Source organism: Streptomyces sp. CNX435 (genome assembly GCF_059570575.1).
The window spans coordinates 21426-39535 of record NZ_JCANTA010000009.1 but is presented as its reverse complement, the minus strand read 5'-3'; the positions used below and the strand labels follow the sequence as shown (position 1 = coordinate 39535).

17 protein-coding genes are annotated in these 18110 nt (G+C 73.7%); 12 read left to right on the top strand and 5 right to left on the bottom strand.

Translation table 11 applies throughout. The annotated features are described in order from the left end of the window. The first annotated feature begins 21 nt into the window (after positions 1 to 21). From T328_RS16995 to T328_RS16945, 11 genes are all read left to right on the top strand, one after another. Positions 22 to 1374, top strand: a complete 1353-nt coding sequence (locus T328_RS16995; protein ID WP_496496907.1) for a S1 family peptidase — start codon at positions 22 to 24, stop codon at positions 1372 to 1374. Then, positions 1371 to 3908, top strand: a complete 2538-nt coding sequence (locus T328_RS16990; RefSeq protein WP_496496906.1) for a tetratricopeptide repeat protein — start codon at positions 1371 to 1373, stop codon at positions 3906 to 3908. Before T328_RS16995 ends, T328_RS16990 begins: the two co-directional genes overlap by 4 nt. A 73-nt stretch (positions 3909 to 3981) precedes the next feature. Then, positions 3982 to 5472, top strand: coding sequence for a vWA domain-containing protein (locus tag T328_RS16985; RefSeq protein WP_496496905.1), 1491 nt, complete (start codon positions 3982 to 3984; stop codon positions 5470 to 5472). Further along, entirely contained in the window at positions 5469 to 6455 is a 987-nt protein-coding gene (locus T328_RS16980) for a GlnX family signal transduction membrane protein (protein ID WP_496496904.1), read from the top strand. The genes T328_RS16985 and T328_RS16980 overlap by 4 nt, the downstream gene beginning before the upstream one ends. 2 nt (positions 6456 to 6457) lie before the next feature. Then, positions 6458 to 7726 (top strand): extracellular solute-binding protein, encoded by a 1269-nt coding sequence (locus tag T328_RS16975; protein WP_496496903.1) that lies wholly within the window; start codon positions 6458 to 6460, stop codon positions 7724 to 7726. A gap of 105 nt (positions 7727 to 7831) precedes the next feature. Continuing rightward, on the top strand, positions 7832 to 8557 hold the full coding sequence (locus T328_RS16970; protein WP_496496902.1) for an ABC transporter ATP-binding protein: 726 nt from the start codon (positions 7832 to 7834) through the stop codon (positions 8555 to 8557). Continuing rightward, positions 8554 to 9621, top strand: a complete 1068-nt coding sequence (locus T328_RS16965; protein WP_496496901.1) for an ABC transporter permease — start codon at positions 8554 to 8556, stop codon at positions 9619 to 9621. Before T328_RS16970 ends, T328_RS16965 begins: the two co-directional genes overlap by 4 nt. Positions 9622 to 9759: 138 nt before the next feature. Then, complete coding sequence (locus T328_RS16960) at positions 9760 to 10029, top strand: hypothetical protein (protein ID WP_496496900.1); 270 nt, start codon at positions 9760 to 9762, stop codon at positions 10027 to 10029. Beyond that, the gene (locus T328_RS16955) at positions 10022 to 10633 is read left to right on the top strand and encodes a DUF6879 family protein (protein ID WP_496496899.1); all 612 of its coding nucleotides are present in this window, start codon (positions 10022 to 10024) and stop codon (positions 10631 to 10633) included. The genes T328_RS16960 and T328_RS16955 overlap by 8 nt, the downstream gene beginning before the upstream one ends. Beyond that, positions 10626 to 12374 carry an ATP-binding protein gene (locus T328_RS16950; RefSeq protein ID WP_496496898.1) on the top strand — a complete coding sequence of 583 codons (1749 nt, stop codon included), beginning with the start codon at positions 10626 to 10628 and terminating at the stop codon, positions 12372 to 12374. Before T328_RS16955 ends, T328_RS16950 begins: the two co-directional genes overlap by 8 nt. Next, the gene (locus T328_RS16945; protein ID WP_496496897.1) at positions 12272 to 12700 is read left to right on the top strand and encodes a tetratricopeptide repeat protein; all 429 of its coding nucleotides are present in this window, start codon (positions 12272 to 12274) and stop codon (positions 12698 to 12700) included. Before T328_RS16950 ends, T328_RS16945 begins: the two co-directional genes overlap by 103 nt. A 2-nt stretch (positions 12701 to 12702) precedes the next feature. Here the strand turns inward: T328_RS16945 and T328_RS16940 are convergent, their stop codons facing one another. Then, positions 12703 to 13527: a methionyl-tRNA formyltransferase gene (locus T328_RS16940; RefSeq protein WP_496497068.1), complete on the bottom strand. Its 825-nt coding sequence runs from the start codon at positions 13525 to 13527 to the stop codon at positions 12703 to 12705. A gap of 508 nt (positions 13528 to 14035) precedes the next feature. Here T328_RS16940 and T328_RS16935 point away from each other — a divergent pair. Next, entirely contained in the window at positions 14036 to 14242 is a 207-nt protein-coding gene (locus T328_RS16935) for a hypothetical protein (RefSeq protein ID WP_496496896.1), read from the top strand. A 67-nt stretch (positions 14243 to 14309) separates the two neighbouring features. Here the strand turns inward: T328_RS16935 and T328_RS16930 are convergent, their stop codons facing one another. Genes T328_RS16930 through T328_RS16915 form a run of 4 tightly spaced genes read right to left on the bottom strand, consistent with a single transcriptional unit; the run spans position 14310 to position 17987 of the window. Continuing rightward, complete coding sequence (locus T328_RS16930; RefSeq protein WP_496496895.1) at positions 14310 to 15449, bottom strand: protein-L-isoaspartate O-methyltransferase family protein; 1140 nt, start codon at positions 15447 to 15449, stop codon at positions 14310 to 14312. Continuing rightward, positions 15446 to 15880, bottom strand: a complete 435-nt coding sequence (locus T328_RS16925; RefSeq protein WP_496496894.1) for a lasso peptide biosynthesis B2 protein — start codon at positions 15878 to 15880, stop codon at positions 15446 to 15448. Before T328_RS16925 ends, T328_RS16930 begins: the two co-directional genes overlap by 4 nt. Next, entirely contained in the window at positions 15877 to 16140 is a 264-nt protein-coding gene (locus tag T328_RS16920) for a PqqD family peptide modification chaperone (RefSeq protein ID WP_496496893.1), read from the bottom strand. Before T328_RS16920 ends, T328_RS16925 begins: the two co-directional genes overlap by 4 nt. Continuing rightward, entirely contained in the window at positions 16134 to 17987 is a 1854-nt protein-coding gene (locus tag T328_RS16915) for an asparagine synthase-related protein (protein ID WP_496496892.1), read from the bottom strand. Before T328_RS16915 ends, T328_RS16920 begins: the two co-directional genes overlap by 7 nt. Between the last annotated feature and the right edge of the window lie 123 nt (positions 17988 to 18110).

Genomic DNA, 18110 nt, shown 5'->3' with positions numbered 1-18110 from the left:
ACCGCGTTATCGTCACCGGTTATGGGGGACCGGGCTGAGGCGGACGCGAAGGGCTGGCGGCTGCGGCTGCGCGAAGGCGGCCACATCAAGGGCGCGGGGATCCTCATCGCCCCGGACCGGGCCCTGACCTGCGCGCACGTCCTGCCGTCCGCCGGCGCCGAGTTGACCGTCGACTACGCCGACAATCCCGGCGTCAAGCCCAGCTTCGCCCGCCCGCTGCCCGGCTGCGTCAAGCCCCGCAGCAAGGGCCCCACCGACGGGGACGTCGCGCTGCTGTCCGTCTACCCGCCCCGTCCGGGAGTTCGCCCGGCACCGCTGCGCCGCATCCCCCGGTACGCCGGCCTGCCCGTGCGCATGGGCGGCTTCCCCAAGGACGATGACGAGGGGTTATGGGTACGGGCCCGGGTGGAGGGCCCGTACGGCACCTGGTGGCAGCTCACCCCGGAGGACCCGCGGTTCGTCGTCACCGAGGGCTTCAGCGGCACGGCCGTCGCGGGCGCGCAGTTGGAGCAGGTCTCGGCGGAGCCGCCGCCGGAGGTGCTGGGCATGGTCGTCAGCAGGTTCTACGACGCCCAGCGGGTGCCCGCGTTCGAGAAGCGGCACGCGTACATGATCCCGCTGGACCGGATCGCGGAGCTGCTGCCGGAGGTGGCCCGGCTCATCGAGGGGCCGGCGCCGCGCGACGCCGCGCTGTCCGCCGTCGTGCCCGCGCGCCCGGGCACCGGGGCCGACGCCGCCTTCGCCGCGCGGATCGCCGAGTGGGCCGCGGGCTCCGGGCCGCCGGTGCTGCTCGCCGACGCCGCCTCCGGCTCCCCGCACGACCTCGCCTTCGCCGCCGGGCTGCGCCGCTTCACCGGCGTCTCGCTGGACGCCGCCGGGGGCACCGCCCACGGCCTGGCGGACGCGCTCGGTGAGCGGCTGCGGCTGCCGGAGCCGTACTGCAGCGACGTCACCGACTGGCTGCGCGGCACCGGCCCGCGGCCTGCCCGCCGCGACTCCGGCCGGCAGCTCGACCTGTCCATCGCCGTCGCCGTGGCCGGGGTCGACAAGTCGGCCGAGCCGGCGGCGGCCGTGGACGTGCTGGAGCGGCTGACGGCGCTGGGTGTCCGGCTGCTGATCGTCCTGCGCGAGCCCGACGGCCGGGTGCGCCAGGCGGCGGAGGGGCGGGTGGAGTGCCCGGCGCTGCACCGTTACGCCCGCGGCCTGGTCCGCCGGGTGATCGCGCTGGAGCGCGGCCGGCCGGACCCGCGGGTGGCCAACCGCCGCAACGCCGCGCTCACCGCGCACGACTGCGCCCGCGACCCGGTCCAGGAGCTACGCGCCATGACCGACCTGCTGCACGCGGACATCGCCCGCCTGGAGGGCCCCTCATGACCGACGCGGACAAGGCCGGCGCGTCGGAGCGCTGCCCCCACCGCCGGTACTCCGGCGCCGACTGCGCCGGCGAGCTGCTGCCCGCCGGCTACTGCACGGCCTGCGGCCGGCGCCGTGACGACCCGCCGCTGCCCGAGCCGGACGGCGGCCCGGCGAAGCCGCTGGTGCTGCCGGAGCTGCCCGCGGAGGACGCCTCCGTGATCCCGGAGAACGCGCCGCTGGCGTACGGCAAGCGCTGTGGCAACAAGGCGTGCGGCGCCCTGTTCGCGCCGCCGCTGGTGGAGCCGCCGGTGCCGAACGAGGGCCACTGCCCGGCCTGCGGGCACCCGTACTCGTTCGTGCCGCGGCTGCGCGAGGGCGACATGCTCGGCCAGTACCGGGTGCGCGGCTGCCTGGCCCACGGCGGCCAGGGCTGGGTCCACCTCGCCGCCAACACCCGGCTCGACGACACCCCCGTGGCGGTCAAGGAGCTGCTGAACCGGCACGACGAGCAGCTGGCCGAGCTGGCCGAGAGCGAGCGCCGCTACCTCATCGCGCTCGACCACCCGGACATCGTGCGGATCCTCGACTATCTGCGCGACGAGCCGGGCAGCGCCGGGAAGCCGGTGAACCACATCGTCATGGAGTACGTCGGCAGCAACACCCTGGAGAAGATCGTCACGGAGGTGCGCCGCGGCCGGCGCGGGCTCGACATCGAGGAGGTCATCACCTACGGCTGCCGGATCCTCGGCGCACTGGACCACCTGCACCAGCGCAAAGAACCGATCGGGCCGCTGGCGTACTGCGACATGAAGCCCTCCAACGTCATCCACTGCCGCGACGGCCTCAAGGTCATCGACCTCGGCGGCGTACGCCGCATCGGCGAGCGCACCGCGCCCGCGCTCACCGAGGGCTACGCCGCCCCCGAGATCGACGACACCGGACCGACCGTCGCGCACGATCTCCACACCGTCGGCCGCACGCTTCAGGAACTGGCCCGCTTCGCCGCCACCCACGACATCCCCGGCACCGGCATCACCTCCTTCCGGTACGCGGTGCAGTGCGCCACGGCGCCGAAACCGGGCAAACGGTTCGCCTCCGCCGCCGAGATGAGCGAGCAACTGCGCGGCGTGCTGCGGGAGATCCGTGCGCTGCGCAACAAGCCCGACCGGCCGGAGCCGTCCGACCTGTTCGAGCCGACGCGGCGGCTGCTCGACGCCGGGCTGGGCACGCTGCCGCCGCTCGGCCGCTGGCTGAAGCGCGCGGTGCCGCGGCGGGGCGCGCGGCCGGTGTCGGAGCCGCTGGACACGGGGCCGCCGAAGGCGGGCGACGTGGCGCTGGCGCTGCCGGTGCCGCGGCCGCACCCGGAGGACGAGCAGCGCAACCTGTTCCGGCTGTCCACGTACGACCCGGACCGGAAGCTGCAGCAGCCGGGCAAGCCGTCCGCCGAGATCTGCTTCCACAACCTGCGGCTGTATCTGCGGGATGCGGCGGCGCCCGCGATTGCGGGGGCGGCGGCAGAGCTGGCGGAGGCGCGGCGGATCCTCAAGGACTTCCCGCACCGGGCGTGGCAGGTGGAGTGGTACGAGGGGCTGCTCGGCCTGGTGCGCGCGCAGGCCGCCGCGGTCAGGCCTGGGACACCGATCGGAGACGGTGACGGAGGGGCCGCCACCCCGGCGGGTGAGGCGGGCGCGGCCGACGAGGTGTCACCCGAAGTGGCGGCGCTGAGCCGGGCGTACGACCACTTCGAGGCGGTCTACCGGCGGCTGCCCGGCGAGTACGCACCCAAGATGGCGCTCGGCTACTGCGCCGAGCGGCTGGCCGCCGCCGAACCGCCCGCCGCGGCGGCCGGGCGCACGCCGGAGGAGTGGCACCGGATCGCCACCGACCACTACCTCGCCGTCTGGTCGCGCAACCGCATGCAGGGCAACGGCGCCTTCGGCCTGGCCCGGCTCGCCCTCGCCCGCGGCAGCCGGCGGGACGCGGTGCAGGTGCTGGGCAACGTGCCGAAGGACTCGCCCGACCGCGCCGCCGCGTGGATCGCGACCGTGCGGGTCTCGGCCGCGCGGCTGGCGCCGGGCGGCCGGGCGCTGCCGCCGCTGCGGGAGATCGGCGCGGCCCGGGAGGAGCTGGCCCTCGCCGCGGACACCGGGAGTAAGGCGCCGCTCCATCTGGCGCAGGAGCACGGGCTGCTGCTGGAGGCGGAGTTGCTGGAGTGGGCGCTGGACCTGGTCACGGGGCCGGGCACGGAAGACACGGGCGGCACCGGTGCCACGGGCGGCACGGGCAGTACGGGCGGTACGGGCGACGGCGCGGGGGGCGACCGCTTTCCGTACCGCGAGTTGTTCGGCGAGGAGTACCGGCCGCGCGGCAGCGAACGCCCGCTGCCCCGCGTCCTGCCGGCCCGACCGCCCACCGCACGCGACACCCCCGAGCGGAACATCCGGCTGCTGCTCGCGGCCTGCTACCGCAAGCTGTCCCGGCACTGCCGGGACGACGACCGCGCGAAGCTCATCGAGCTGCACAACGCGGTCCGCCCACCGACCGTCGCCTGACACCTCCCCGTCTCCCCCGACTCCCCCGACTCCCCCGACTCCCCCGACTCCCCCGACTGAAGGCGAGAGACCGATGGACACGCTGCGGTTCGGCCTCACGCTCGCGGACGCCGCGGAGGCGCGGCACCGACTGCGTGCCGACGTGGCCGCACACACCGTCGACACCACCGTGGAGGTCACCGCCGAGGCCGCGGGAGGGCCGGTCCCGGCGCCCGCCGACACCGGCGTCATCGTCGCCCTCGACTTCGCGCCGCACCGGATTCAGGAGACCCGGCAGGCGGTCGCCGCCGCGATCACGGCGCTGCCCGACAACACGTCGTTCGCCGTGCTGCACGGCGGCGGCACGCCGCGGATCCACTACCCGTACGGCGCGAGCGACGTGTGGGCGCGCGCGGACGACATGAACCGGAACATGGCGCGGTTCGAGGCGGAGCGGCTGCTGCCCGCCGGCGGCGCCGGCCCCGCGGGCGGCGGGCCCGGCGGCTACGCCGACTGGCTCGACGCGGCCCGCGCGCACATCGCCCGCGAGCCGCGGCGGATCGCGCACCTGATCATGATCACCGACGGCCACGGCCACGACGACGGCCGCCTCGACGCCGCGATCGACGCCTGCGCCGGCGAGTTGACGTGCGACGTCATCGGCGTCGGCGGCGACTGGGACCCGGCGCTGCCGACCCGCGTCGCGACCCGGCTGCACGGCAGGGCCGAGCTGGCTGAGCTTGCTAAGGGTGCCGGGCCGCTCGCCGCCCGGCTCGCGGAGATCGCCGGCCGGCTGCGGTCCACCCGGGTACCGGCGGTGCCGGTCGAGGTGCGGGTGCGGACCGGCGTCACGCTGCTGTCGTTCCGCGAGGCGGCCCCGGTCAGCCGGGAGCTGCGGCCGGACCCGGCGCCGGCGGGCGCCGACCCGTGGCGGCACGTCTTCACCACCCGGCTGTGGGACGCCGGCGTCCGCCGCTACATCCTGTCGGTCAACGTCCGCCCGGACGGCGACCCGGCGGCCGGGCGGGACGCCGACCTGCTGGACACCGACCTGCTGCTGGCCCAGGTCGCGCTGGGGCCGGGGCTCGCGGCCCTGCCGGGCCAGGCGACGGCGAAGACGGTGCTGGTGCGCTGGTCGTACGGCGCGGCTCCCAGCGGCGTACGGACCCGCGGCGCCAGCGCGACGTACCGGCTGCGCGACCGGCTCGCCGACGCCTTCAACGCGGGCTGCACCGCCTATTCCCGCGGCGACATGCGCGAGGCGAAAGCGAAGCTGGGCGAGGCGGCGAAGCTCGCATACGAGTTGGAGGACCAGGACTTCCTCGACCGCGACCTGAACCGCGTCGCCGAGGTGCTGGACGCGCGCAAGGGCGTCGTACGGGTACGGACCGGCGACACGGTCGACCCGATGGCGGTGCTGCGCGCCCGGCTGTCGCGCGGGCAGCACCGGCCGCTGGACGTGCCCCCGGCGGCGCCGGCCGGCGTCCCCTGCCCCGACCCGGCCTGCGGCCGGCCCGCCACCACCGCGGCCCGCTTCTGCGTCGCCTGCGGCACCCGCCTGGCGACCGCCGGGAGCCCGCGGTGAGAGCGCGGCTGCGGCGGTTCGTCGGCGCGCTGCTGCTCCCGAAGACCGTCAAGTACCGGCTGCTGCGGCACCTGACCGCGGTGCTCGTGCTCGGGGCCGTCGGCAGCGCCGCGCTGCTGGTGTCGTACGACAGGGTGCACCGGGTGCCCGCGGAGCTGCAGGCGCGCTCGGTGCTCGCGGTGCAGGACGCGGTGGCGCTCCGCAAGGCGCTGCGGGACGCGGATGCGCAGGTGCGGCGCTCGTACGAGGACGGCCTCATGGACACCGTGGGGCCGGGCGAGCGGTACAAGCAGCAGAGCGGCGCCGCGCGCCAGGCGCTGTCGCGGCTGTCCGACCGGCAGATCGACGGCGACCGCGGCCGGCGGGCCGTCGAGGTCATGAACGTGCTCCACGACTCGTACCAGGAGGCCGTCACCGAGGCCGCCTACTACAAGGGCCCGGAGAACCGGCTGATGCGGGAGCAGAACCTGTACGAGGCCGAGACGGTGCTGAAGCGCGACGTCACGGGCATCCTCCCCCGGCTCGCCGAACTCCAGCAGGACCAGCTCGCGCACATCCGGGACCAGACGGACGTGAGCGCCGCCGAGAAGGGGGGCTGGATCGTCGCCGTGGCGGCGCTGCTGGTGCTGGCGCTCGTGGTGGCGCTGGCCTGGCGGGTGCTGTGGCGGCAGTGCGGGCGGCTGTTCAGCGGCTGGCTGGCCGCGGCCCTGGTGCTCGCCGGCGTACTCGCCGCGGTGCCGCTCGCGGCGGCCGACGACACCCAGGACCGGCTGGACGAGGTCCACACCGCCCTGGTGCGCCTCGACCGCACCGACGACCAGGACCGTACCGAGGTCGGTGCCGCGACCGTCCGCGACGCCATCGCGGCCACCTCGTCGGCCACCCGCGCGATGCCGTGGCTGGCGGCGGGCTGCGGGCTGGCCGTCGTCTGCGCCGCCGGCGGGCTGCTCTGGCGGCTGTACGCCGACTACGGAAAGGACTAGCCATGCTCCGGACACCGCGCCGGGCCCTTGTGCCGACCGTCCTCGCGGCCGTGCTCGCCGGCTGCGTCGGCGGCCAGCCACCGGTCGACGAGGCGGCGGACCGCCCCGTCACCGTGCTCGGGCCGTGGACCGGCGCGCAGGAGGACACCTTCGAGGCACTGCTGGAGAGCAGGGGCTTCGACTACGTCTACCAGGGCACCGCCGCCCAGCGCGAGGTGCTGCTCTCCCAGGTGCAGGCCGGCACCCCGCCCGACATCGTGATCATGCCGGGCACGGGCGAGCTGGCGGAGTACGCCGCGGAGGGCCTGCTGGAGCCGGTCGACGGCCGGGGGCTGTACGAGCCCGCGCACTACGCCGCCCCGTGGACGCCGCGGGCCACCGGGGAGTCCGGCAGGCGCGTGTACTGGGTGCCGGTGCGGGCGGCGCTGAAGAGCATCGTCTGGTACCGGACGGCCAACGGCAGACCGGAGTTCGTCGGCGCGCGGGAGTGGTGCGTGGGCATGGGCGACGACGCCGCCGCCGGCTGGCCGGCCACCGACTGGATCGAGGACCTGCTGCTGCAGACCGCGGGGCCGCGGACGTACGCGCGCTGGGCACGCGGCGAACTGGGGTGGACGAAGGGCCCCGTCGTCCAGGCGTGGACGGCGTGGGGCACGCTGATGAAGTCGGACGGCGCCGGGCCGGCGCGCTGGGCGCTGCTCAACGACCACCGGGGGGCCGCCGGCGAGCGGGGGCTGCTGTTCGGCGGTCGGGTGGGGACCGACGAGCGGTGTGTGGCGGAGCACCAGGGCTCGTTCGCCCACGACCTGTACGGGGAGGCCGCCGACCGGGCGGACTACGCGGCTTCGACCCCGTACCTCCCGGGCACGACGGTGCCGCGCGGGCGGGAGGTCAGCGGTGACTTCGCGGCCCTCTTCGACGACCGGGACAAGGCGCGGGAGATGTTCCGGTTCCTCGCCTCCCGGGAGGGGCAGTGGTCCTGGGCCGCGGCGTCGGGGTCGCCGGTTTTCAGCGCCAACTCCGAGCGGGGCATGCCGCATCCGGTGGACCCGGTGACGACGCGGATCGCCCGCGACCTGGAGGACACCGCCCTGCCGCGCTGCCTGGACGCCTCCGATGTGATGCCGTCGGCGGTGCGCGACGCCTTCTACAACGCCGCGCTGCAGTACCTCGCCGCCGACGGCCTCGACCCGCTGCCGTGGCTGCGCGACATCCAGCGGGTGCAGGACCACGAGAAGCGGCGCCCGTGGATGACGGGCATCTGCGGCTGAGCCCGGGCCCGGGCGCGTGCCGCCCCGCCGTACCACCGCCCAACTGCGGATACGGCGGCCCCCGCCCTCTCCCGAAGCCCCGGTTCCGGGGCTAGGGTCGGCCCCATGACCGCCGCGATCTCCGCCCGGGACCTGCGCAAGCGCTACGGCGACGTCCACGCGGTCGACGGCGTCAGCTTCGAGGTCCGCACCGGCGAGTTCTTCGGGCTGCTGGGGCCGAACGGCGCCGGCAAGACCACTACCCTGGAGATGGTCGAGGGCCTGCGCCGCCCCGACGGGGGCCGCGCGCTGCTGCTCGGCGAGCCGTCCTGGCCGCGCAACCCGCGGCTGCTGCGGCGCATGGGCGTGCAGCTGCAGGCGTCGGCGTTCTTCGAGAAGCTGACCGCCCGCGAGCAGATCCGCACCTTCGCCTCCCTCTACGGCGTGACCGGCGAGCGGGCCGACGCGATGCTCGCCGAGGTCGGCCTCACCGAGAAGGCCGGCACCCGCGAGGACAAGCTCTCCGGCGGCCAGGCGCAGCGGCTGTCGATCGCCTGCGCGCTGGTGCACGACCCCGAGCTGGTCTTCCTCGACGAGCCGACCACCGGCCTCGACCCGCAGGCCCGGCGCAACCTGTGGGACCTGCTGCGCGGCATCAACGCCGCGGGCCGCACGGTCGTCCTCACCACGCACTACATGGACGAGGCCGAGGCCCTGTGCGACCGCGTGGCCGTCATGGACGCGGGCCGCATCCTGCGCGTCGGGCCGCCCGCCGAGCTGGCCGCGGAGCTGGAAGTGGACTCCCTGGAGGACGTGTTCCTGCAGCTGACCGGGCGGGAGTACCGCGAGTGAAGCCGTTCGTCAGCCTGTCGAAGGCCATGGCGCTGGGGCTGCTGCGCGACCGCGCCTCCGTGTTCTTCATCCTGGTCTTCCCGCTGATGTTCCTGGCCCTGTTCGGCGTGCTCTTCAAGGACGCAGGCGTCTCCCGCGCCACGGTGGTGCAGGTCGGCGCCGTCGAGGTCTTCGACGAGATGCCGGCGAAGCAGCGCGCGGGCCTCGACGACGTCCTGGAGATCGAGAAGTCGGCGGACCGGGCGGAGGCGCTGGAGAAGGTACGCGACGGCGACGCCGACGCCGCCGTGTGGGAGGAGCCCGGCGGCAGGGTGCAGATGCGCGTCTCGGCCGCCGATCCGGTGCAGGCGGGCAGCGTGGGCGGGGTCCTGCGGTCCGTCGTGGACCAGGCCAGCATCGCGGCGACCGGGCAGCCGCCCGCGTACACGCTCACCGGCGGTCAGGTCGAGGACGAGTCGCTCCAGGCCATCCAGTACTTCACCCCCGGGCTGCTGGGCTGGGCGGTGGCGATGGGCGGGGTGTTCGGCGCCGCGCTCGGGCTGGTCAACTGGCGCAAGAAGCGCATCCTGCGGCGGCTGTGGCTGGCGCCGGTGCGCGCCGGACCGGTGATCTCCGCCCGCCTCGGCGTCAACATGCTGCTGGCCTTCGGCCAGACCGCCGTCTTCCTGCTGGTGGCCACCCTGCCGTACTACGGGCTGCGGCTGACCGGCGACTGGTGGCTGGTGATCCCGCTGGTGGCCTGCGGCAGCGTGGCGTTCATGTCGATCGGCTTCGCGATCGGCGCGTGGGCGAAGACCGAGGACTCCGCCAACGGGCTCGCACAGCTCATCGTGCTGCCGATGGCCTTCCTGTCCGGGTCGTTCTTCCCGCTCGACGAGGCGCCGCCGTGGGTGCGGACGATCTCCGAGGCGCTGCCGCTCAAGCACCTGGTGCAGGCGACGCAGGACGTGCTCAGCCGCGGCGGCAGCTGGTCGGAGGCGCTGCCGGCGATGGGCGTGCTGCTGCTGACGGCGGCGGTGTTCACGGCCCTGGCGCACCGGCTGTTCCGCTGGGACGCGACGTAGCGGAGGCGCCTTCCAGGCGCGTCCGGGGGACCTGGCCACCGTGAGTAGATGGCTGATTCCCGCGAGCGTCCATGGACGGCCTGTTGCCGTTTCCGTACCCTGAGTAGGCGGGTTGGGCAGATGACTCAGGGGCGATGTATGGCCGGTACGTGGGACGCGGATCCGCAGGCGCGGCTGGCCCGGCGCATCGGTGTCGCGCCGTCGGAGCTGGGCGCGACCGGGGGGCGGGACGGCTGCCCGGACATCTGGGAGCTCGACAACGGCGACTTCGCGGTCATCGGCCGTGACCTGACGTCGGTGTATTCCGAGGACCTGCCCGACGATGCGGTGATCGGCGGTGGCGAACGCCTCGTGGTCATCCCGCGCGTCACCCTGCTGGCCGCCAAGGCGCACATTCCGGATGCGTGACCTCCTTGGCGCCTCGCCCGGCGAGCGGTTGGGACTGGACGCTTACCGCGAGGACTTCCGCGGCAGGGATTTCACCGTGGACGGTTGTGATTCCTGGAAGCTGGAGCGCCGCCAGCACTTCCGCGAGCCGGGTGACGCGAGCTGGGAAGCCTTTGCCCAGGGGGACTGGGAGGAGGCGCTGAGGCTGATCGAGGCGCAGCGCGCCGGGCTTCTCGACGTGTCCCGTCTGGCCGCGCGTCACCGTTGCCGTCTGCTGCGTGTCCGGGTGGTGGAGACGCCGCTCACGCCGTATCTGCAGTGGGAGCTGCATCTGCTGCGCGTGCGCGCCGAGTGCGGTGAGCTGATCCGCGTCATCGGCCCGGAGCACATCGCGGCGTTCGAACGCGAGGGCCCGGTCCCGGAGCTGGTCACGCTGAACGATGACACCGTGTACGAGATCCTCTACGACGCGGAGGGTGCCCTGGAAGGGGCCGTGCGCCATCTCGACAGGGGAACGCGGGATCGCGTGGCGGCGCGGGTTGAGGAGCTGTACGTCCTGGGTGAGGACATCGGCACGTTCTTCGGCCGGGAGGTGGCCCACCTCAAGGCTCCGACGGGTGACTGAGCCGCGTGAGGAGGTCAACTCCTCGCTCTCCGGTACGGCTCGCGACGTCGTGCAGGCCCGAGATGTGCGGGGCGGGATACATTTCCACGCTCCGGCGGCTGACCGCGCGCGGCTACCGGTTCCGTACCAACTCCCCTTGGCCGGGCAGGGCTACGTCGACCGGTGCGCTGAGCGTGACGCACTTGATCGTCTGCTCGATGACGATCCAGCCGGTGCGCGGGTGCTGCTGGTCACCGGCACTGCCGGAGTGGGTAAGACGTCGCTGGTGCTGCACTGGTCGCACGCGGTCCGCGACCGGTTCCCGGACGGGCAGTTGTACGCCGACCTGCACGGCTACGACCCGCAGGCCCCGGTCAGGTACGAGCGGGTCCTTGAGCGCTTCCTGCGGGTACTCGGTGCCCCTGCGGACGCGGTACATGCTGACGGCGAGCACATGGCCGCGGCTTTCCGCTCATGTCTCGCCGGCCGCAGGCTGCTGGTCGTGCTCGACAACGCCGCCAGCGCGGCGCAGGTCAGGCCCCTGTTGCCGGCGACGCCGGGATGTCTGGTCATCGTAACGAGCAGGCGCCGTCTGACCGGTCTGACAATCCGGGAGGGAGCGCGCCGCCTCACGCTTGACGTGCTCGACCAGGACGACTCCGTCGCCCTGCTGCGCAGCGTCACCTCGGGCTACCGGGACGGGGACGATCCCGCTCAGGTGGCGGAACTCGCCTCGCTGTGCGCGCGCCTGCCGCTGGCACTCAGGATCGCTGCGGAGCGCGCGGCGGGCCGGCCGTTGATGCACCTGGCGGAGCTGATCGGCGAGCTGCGTGACGAGTCCGGCCGGTGGGAAGTCCTGTCGGCAGACGGCGACGAGGAGTCTGAGGCGGTGCGTCCCGTGTTCACATGGTCCTATCGCGCGTTGCCTTCAGATGCCGCCCGGCTCTTCCGACTGCTCGGGCTGCACCCCGGGCCGGACTTCAGCGACACGGCTGCCGCGGCTCTCGCGGGAGTCGACGTCCGCACCGCCCGGCGGCTGCTCGATGTCGTCGCCGCCGTGCACATGGCCGAGCAGACCGCGTCCGATCGCTTCCGTCTGCATGACCTGCTGCGTGCCTACGCCGCCGACCAGGCACGGCGGGAACAGACCCCGCTGGAGTGCCAAGAAGCCCTGCGCAGGGCGCTGACCTGGTACCTGCACACCGCGGACGCGGTCCAGGCCCGCGTCGCGCCGCAGGAGCAGCGCCTTGAGCTGGTGCCTGCCGACGGAGGGCTGCCGGGGTTGCGATTCGCCGACGAGGCGCAGGCCATGCGGTGGTACGAGGCGGAACGCGACAACCTGGTGGCTGCCGTACGCGCGGCAGCGGGTGGCGGGCTGGACCGGATCGCCTGGCAACTGGCGGTGGTCCTGCGCGCCGTCTACATGACCACCAACCCGTTCCAGGATTGGCTCGCCACCTCTCAGATCGGTCTGGAGGCCGCCCGACACGACGGCGATCGAGGCGCCGAAGCCGAACTGCAGGAGAGCCTCGGCATAGCGTACGCCCAGTCCCAACCCACAATGATCGCCACGCCGAAGGCAACGGCCTCCGGCTCCTCGCCGCAGCGGAACTGGACAGCGGAAACGCGGATGCCGCGCTGGCCTACGCCGAGCAGGCCGTGGCCATCGCCACCGAAATCCGCAGCGCAGCCGCCGAAGGCTACTGGCTCCTGGCCCTGGGCGACGCCCAACGCGCCACCGGGCATCCCACCCGGGCACTGACCTCCTACCGACGCGCCGCCGCACTCCAAGATCAACTTGGCGACCGCGCCCGTCAGGCCGCTGCCTGGGACGGCCTCGGGCAGACGTATCTGCAGCTCGGCCGCACTCAGGAAGCCGCCGAACACCACCGCCGGGCAGGGGCCGCCTACCGCGACCTCGGGCAGAGATGGGAGACAGCAAGAACGCTGGCGCACCTGGCGGATGCCCTGGACCGTGCCGGCGCGCCGCAGGAGGCCGCTGACACGCGAGCCGGCGCATGCGAACTGCTCACGGCCTTCACCGATCCGCGCGCTGTGCGGCTACGGGAAAACATCGTCGCCCGGTGACTTCACGACGAGGCAAGCCAGCGATCACGAGCCGGAACGGGCACCGATTCGGTGACCCACAGCGGCCCGTCCCCACACCGCTTCCTCACACCGCGCTCCTGCCTGGTACTGGTCCGCAGCACACTGACCCACTCGCCCCGAACCACCGCCAGCGGCCCCGGCACGGCGAACAGGCCGAACCGGTAAGCCCGCACCAGGTTGTGGACCTCCCGGGCCGGCCGACTCCAGTCGATGACCGCACTCTCCGGGCCCATGAACCCCTCGTACGACGCCCGCGACTCGTCCTGCGGTGTTCCCGCGAAACCCTCCTCCGCCAGTGCCAGTGCCTCCGGCACCAATGCCCGGATCGTGGTCCGGACCTGTCTGAAGACCACATCGCCTGCCAGATCGTCCGGCAAGGGGATACCGCCGCGCTGGGCCACGACCGGGCCGCTGTCGAACGCCTCGTCCATCCAGTGGACCGTCACCCCGGTCTCCTCGTCGCCGTGCCGCACGGCCCAGTGCACCGGCATCGGCCCCCGGTGCCGAGGAAGGAGCGACGGGTGGACGTTCAGCACACCGAGCCGCGGTACGCGCAAAACAGACCCGGGCAGCCGCCACGGAGTCCCGTAGCACACGGCAAGGTCGGGCTCGTATCCGGCGAGCGCGAGCGCGAGGCCCTGAGGGCTGCGAGGGACCAGCAGATCGGCTCCGGGCGGCATCGCCGCCAGCACCCGGTCCACGGCAGCCCCGCCCTGCGATGCGGCACACACGTACGCGACCGGCGTGTGACCGGCTGTCTCGCACGCCGCAGCCAAGTCCTCGAAGCCCTCAGCCCCGTACGCCATCAGCACTACGCGCATCCGCCAGCCCTTCCCTCACCCGGCGCCCCGGTTCCTCGTCACGGCGATTCTCACCGACGACTGGACACGGCCCACGACCAGGCCGCGGGCGTGGGCGATGACCAGGCCGGCCGGATACCTCGCCGCCGTTCTGGCCGAGCGCCTGACCCTAGTGCCCATCAGGCAACGTTCGCCCCGTCCTGTCAATCTCCAGTGGCTGACGCGGACATGAGCGGGACGGGGGCGAGTGGGCCCGCGCTGAGGCGTAGGAACCACCTCCGACTACGCTGTCGGCACATGAACCCGATCTTCCGGCTTCCGCCCAATTCCCCGCTGGGTACGGCTGTTTCCGAGGACTGGGGCCTGCTCCCGTTGCGTGTTCCGGCCGGTTGGAGCGTCATCTGCAACCAGTTGTCGGCCCGGCGCCTGCCGGATGGAAGGGTCGAGGCCAACGACTCCGGAGGATCTGTACTGGGCGCGTACGGCACCACCGCCGTGGCTGACCGCGGAGGAGGTGGCGGAGAGGGGCGGGCTGCAGGCTCGGGAGATCAACACAGACGCTGGCTGGTACGCCGGCTACGGGTTCCGCGTCGTCGTCCTCGACCCCGACTGGGACCATGAGCGGGCCTCCTGCACCACTCCCAACCTCGATGAGTTCGTCACCACCCTGGAACGGTGGATGTGGGTGATCACCCAGCAAGGGCAGCTCCCCACGTCGTGAGCCTGCCCTGGAGGAATCCAATCGAGCGGCGGCCGGCAACGCTTGCCCTCCTATGACGCCATGTGGTTCAGATGCTCGTCCGGAGCTGCCAGTCGGCCGGGGCGAGGAGGGGCTGTTCCGAGTTCCCTGCTGGGACCAGAGAGCATGACCAGCCGGTGAGTTCGGGGCGCCCGTTGCGGTCCCACCCCGCGACATGCTGCTCGATCTGATCGGCCATCGACCGGGCACCGGGGCCGGGAGTGAGGTGTAGTCCGCCTGGCTGGACGAACACCGCGGCGGCGGCGTCGACGAGCGCGCAGCCGGTGTAGTCGGTGGTGCCGTCGGCGCCGGCGCAGGTGGTGCGTGTGTCGTGGGCTGCCAGGTACATCCACACGTCGATGTACGAGCCGCGCGGGTCCAGAATGTCGCCGGCGGCGCGAGGGCGGGCGGCGGCGGGGTCCGGGGCGGGGAGGAGCTGGCCGCTGCTGGCCGGTACCGGGGTGGCTCCGGCGTAGAGAGGGCCGGTGGCGGTCATGAAGTCGGCGTTGGCCACCAGGCGCCCTGTCGGGCTGCCGGTGTGGCTCACGCGGAGGAGGGGGTGGAGGCCGCCGTGGGCGACGGGGGCCAGGACCGTGCCGTCGGGGGTGAGTTGTTCGAGCCAGGCGGGGGCAATCCCGGCGATGCCGCAGGTGGCGATGATCAGGTCGTACGGGCCGCCGCCGGGGTGCCCGAGGTATCCGTCACCGGCGTGGACGGTGACGTGGGTGGCACCGGCGCGGGCGGTGGCGGCGCGCGCCTCGGTGGCGATGAGGGGGGACGCGTCGATGGTGTGGACGTCTGTGCGGGTGATGTGGGCGATCAGGGCCGCGTTCCAGCCGGTCCCGGCGCCGACCTCCAGGACCCGCATGCCGGGGCGCAGTCTGGCGGCTTCGAGCATCTTGGCGACGATGGAGGGCTGCGAGGTGCTGGAGTATCCGCCGGCTTCGTCGGCGGGGATGTGGGTCATGATGCCGCGGTCTGCGTAGGCGAGGTGCAGGAGTTCGTCGGTGGGCTGGTCGGGGTCGACGGCCGTGTGCTGTCGGCCGGCGGCGTAGTGCCCGGTGAGGAACAGGTGCCGGGGCACTTCCTCGATGGCCGCGGCCACCGCGTCGGAGCGGACGGCGCCCGTGGCCCGCAGGTCGGCGGCCAGGGCCTGGGCCATGGGTGCCCAGTCGAGGGTGGTGGTCATCGCGGCTTCGACTCCTGCGGGCTGTAGCGGGTCAGGGGTGTGTAGGTGCGGGTCGGGTCGCTCGGTTCCCCGGCCGGCCGGCCTTCGGCCTCCAGCCAGGCGTGTACCTGAGCGGTGCCGGGTTTGACGCCGAGAACCAGGGCGGGAGTGTGCCCGTGGGCGCGGCAGTACAGCAGCGCGGCCATCGAGCGCGGCAGGCAGGCGCGGGTGCCGCCGAGGCGGAGATGCGCGGTGCAGACCGCCAGCACGGCGTGCTCGGTTTCCGCCGCGGTGGAGGGGCGTCGGGTTCCGCGCTGGATCCTGGCCAGGGCGCGTTCGAGGCGGGGCGTGCTCGCGCTGATCCAGGGCGCGAGGATCCCGGCCACGCGGGCGAGCACGTACTGCCGCGGGCTGAGAGCGACGCGGTGCGGCATCGCGACGGGGAAGCTCACCGGTGCCTCACCACCCCGGTGTCCCGGAGTTCGCCAAGGAGCCGGTCGAGATCAGCGCGCAGAGTGTGGATCGGAACGGCGGGCCAGCGGCGGGCCAGTTCCTCCTCGGCGCCGGCGACCGTGCCGCCGTCCGCAAGCGCGGTGAGCACCACGGCTGCGGTGGGGTTGAGCGTCCACACGCCGGAATCGGGCGTGATCACGGTGCCGCGGCCCGTGGCAGGGTCGGTCAGTACCCGTGCTCCGGTGGCCAGGGTCAGCATCGTGTCTCCGCAGGGGAACCGAGGGCCGGCGGCATCGGCCGGTCGGCGGTGGTGCGGGCCCAGATCTCGCACATGACGGTCAGGTGCAGCAGCAGGTCGGTGCGCTCGTCCGTACGGTCCCACGCGGCCAGCGCCGTGCGCAGGCGGCCGACGTCGACAAGTCCGTGCGCGGCGAGCTGGCAGCCCTGGTCCAGCAGGTCTTCGAACGACTGGTGCATGAGGGCGACCGCGGCCGCGGTGTCGGCGTTGTAACCGCCCTTGGTACGGCGGGCGAGGTGGGCGTCGGGAACGATGCCCCGCATCGCGGCCGTCAGCAGCGGCTTGTTCCGGTACGGACTGGTGCGGACCTCGGCGCGGGCGGACAGCGCGGCCTCGATGACCTGCCGGTCGGCATACGGGTACCCGAGCCGGATACCGAACGGGCCCGCAGCGTCGGCCTGGAGCCGGTTCCATCGGGCCAACGCCCGGATGGCCGCCATCGCGGTGTGCTGATGCGCCCGCTCGTGCAGCGGCTGGGCGCCGACTGCTGCCGTACGCAGCGAGTCTGCCAGCAGCGTGCATGCCGACGAGGTGAGCCATGGTGGCAGGAAGGGTCCGGCTTCCCACCCGGATGCCTCGTCGCGGCCGTGGCCGCGGGCGAGACAGTTGGCGAGCCATTCCGGGTACGGCCGCGGCGCCGCCGCCTGGTTCCGGATCTGCCGCGCGGGCGCACCCCACAGGGCTGCCCAGCCTTTCATGTGACGCCGGGCGGTACGCCGGTCACGGCGGCGGGCGTGCGCCAGGTAGGGCAGCGTAGTCAGCGTCAACTCGTCGCCGCCCTTGCCGGACAGCAGCACCCGCGCCCCCGTCCCGGCCGCGTGGCGCCACCAGAACACCGACCGCCGAGGGCTGGACGCCGACGGCGATGGCGCGTCCAGCACGAACGGGGTATCCATGCCGTCGAACTGGGCGGGAAGGGTGTCGGCGCCGAGGACATCGTGCCGCGCGCCGGGCTGCGCCTGGGCGGCCAGACGTGCCCATTCGGTGTCGTCATTGCCCGGATCGGCCGGCACCCGGGTGAGGTTGACCAGGCGCCCGCCGCCGACTTGCCCGTGAGCCAGGGCGGACAGGGCGGCGCTGTCGGACCCACCGGACAGCTCACAGCCCACCACAGGTTCACCGCCGGTACGCACCGCCACCGCACGACGCAGCGCGTCCCGCAGCGCCGGCGCGGCCTCGGACAGCACCCGCTCATCGTCGGGGACCGACCACCACCGCCGCACCACCACCCGCCCGCGCCCGCGGTCCTCCACGCGCACCGAGCTGCCGGGCGGCACTGACCGTACGCCCCCGTATAGGGAGGAGCCGGACTCCGCCAGCACCAAGGGCGGTACCGGCCCCAGCAGGTGCAGCGCAAGGTGCGCGGTGTCAGCGCGTACGACTCCGGCGGCCCGGGCCAACGGACGCGCGTGGTCCCCGAGCACCACCACGCCCTCGACCCGGGCGTAGAACACCGGCCGCATTCCGGCCACGTCCCCGCACACCCAGGTCCGGCCGCCGGCGGCCAGCACGGCGTGATAGCTACCCGCCCCGCCCATCAGCGCCGCGACGGTGCCGTCCGCCGCAGCCCGAGGCAACGCCTGGGCGAGTCGGTGCACACCGAGGTCATGCGTCCCTACCAGCGCCGCCGAACCCCCGGCGGTGTGCGCGACGGTCAGCGGGCGCGTGGAGCGGCCGATGATCCAGGGCCGCCCGTCGCAGCGGGCCAGGACCCGGGCTCCGGGATCGGCCGCCTGAAGCCGGGCCACGGCCCGCCGTGCTGCCGGGGAGAACCCCGGCAGCACAGCGAACCACTCAGCGAGCGTCATGCCGTTCACTGCCACTTCGTGGTGTGGTAGTCGCCGTCGTCCTGCTGGCCCTCGGAGTACGTGCCAGCCGCCAGCGAGACCACCGTCCCGGCTCGCACCGCGGCCGGCGGCTCGTACGGCGCG

What these genes read in the sequence shown, in the direction of transcription:
- T328_RS16995 (WP_496496907.1), top strand. Translation starts at nt 22, where the DNA reads ATGGGGGACCGGGCTGAGGCGGACGCGAAGGGCTGGCGGCTGCGGCTG.
- T328_RS16990 (WP_496496906.1), top strand. Translation starts at nt 1,371, where the DNA reads ATGACCGACGCGGACAAGGCCGGCGCGTCGGAGCGCTGCCCCCACCGC.
- T328_RS16985 (WP_496496905.1), top strand. Translation starts at nt 3,982, where the DNA reads ATGGACACGCTGCGGTTCGGCCTCACGCTCGCGGACGCCGCGGAGGCG.
- T328_RS16975 (WP_496496903.1), top strand. Translation starts at nt 6,458, where the DNA reads ATGCTCCGGACACCGCGCCGGGCCCTTGTGCCGACCGTCCTCGCGGCC.
- T328_RS16970 (WP_496496902.1), top strand. Translation starts at nt 7,832, where the DNA reads ATGACCGCCGCGATCTCCGCCCGGGACCTGCGCAAGCGCTACGGCGAC.
- T328_RS16960 (WP_496496900.1), top strand. Translation starts at nt 9,760, where the DNA reads ATGGCCGGTACGTGGGACGCGGATCCGCAGGCGCGGCTGGCCCGGCGC.
- T328_RS16955 (WP_496496899.1), top strand. Translation starts at nt 10,022, where the DNA reads ATGCGTGACCTCCTTGGCGCCTCGCCCGGCGAGCGGTTGGGACTGGAC.
- T328_RS16940 (WP_496497068.1), bottom strand. Translation starts at nt 13,527, where the DNA reads ATGGCGTACGGGGCTGAGGGCTTCGAGGACTTGGCTGCGGCGTGCGAG.
- T328_RS16930 (WP_496496895.1), bottom strand. Translation starts at nt 15,449, where the DNA reads ATGACCACCACCCTCGACTGGGCACCCATGGCCCAGGCCCTGGCCGCC.
- T328_RS16920 (WP_496496893.1), bottom strand. Translation starts at nt 16,140, where the DNA reads ATGCTGACCCTGGCCACCGGAGCACGGGTACTGACCGACCCTGCCACG.
- T328_RS16915 (WP_496496892.1), bottom strand. Translation starts at nt 17,987, where the DNA reads ATGACGCTCGCTGAGTGGTTCGCTGTGCTGCCGGGGTTCTCCCCGGCA.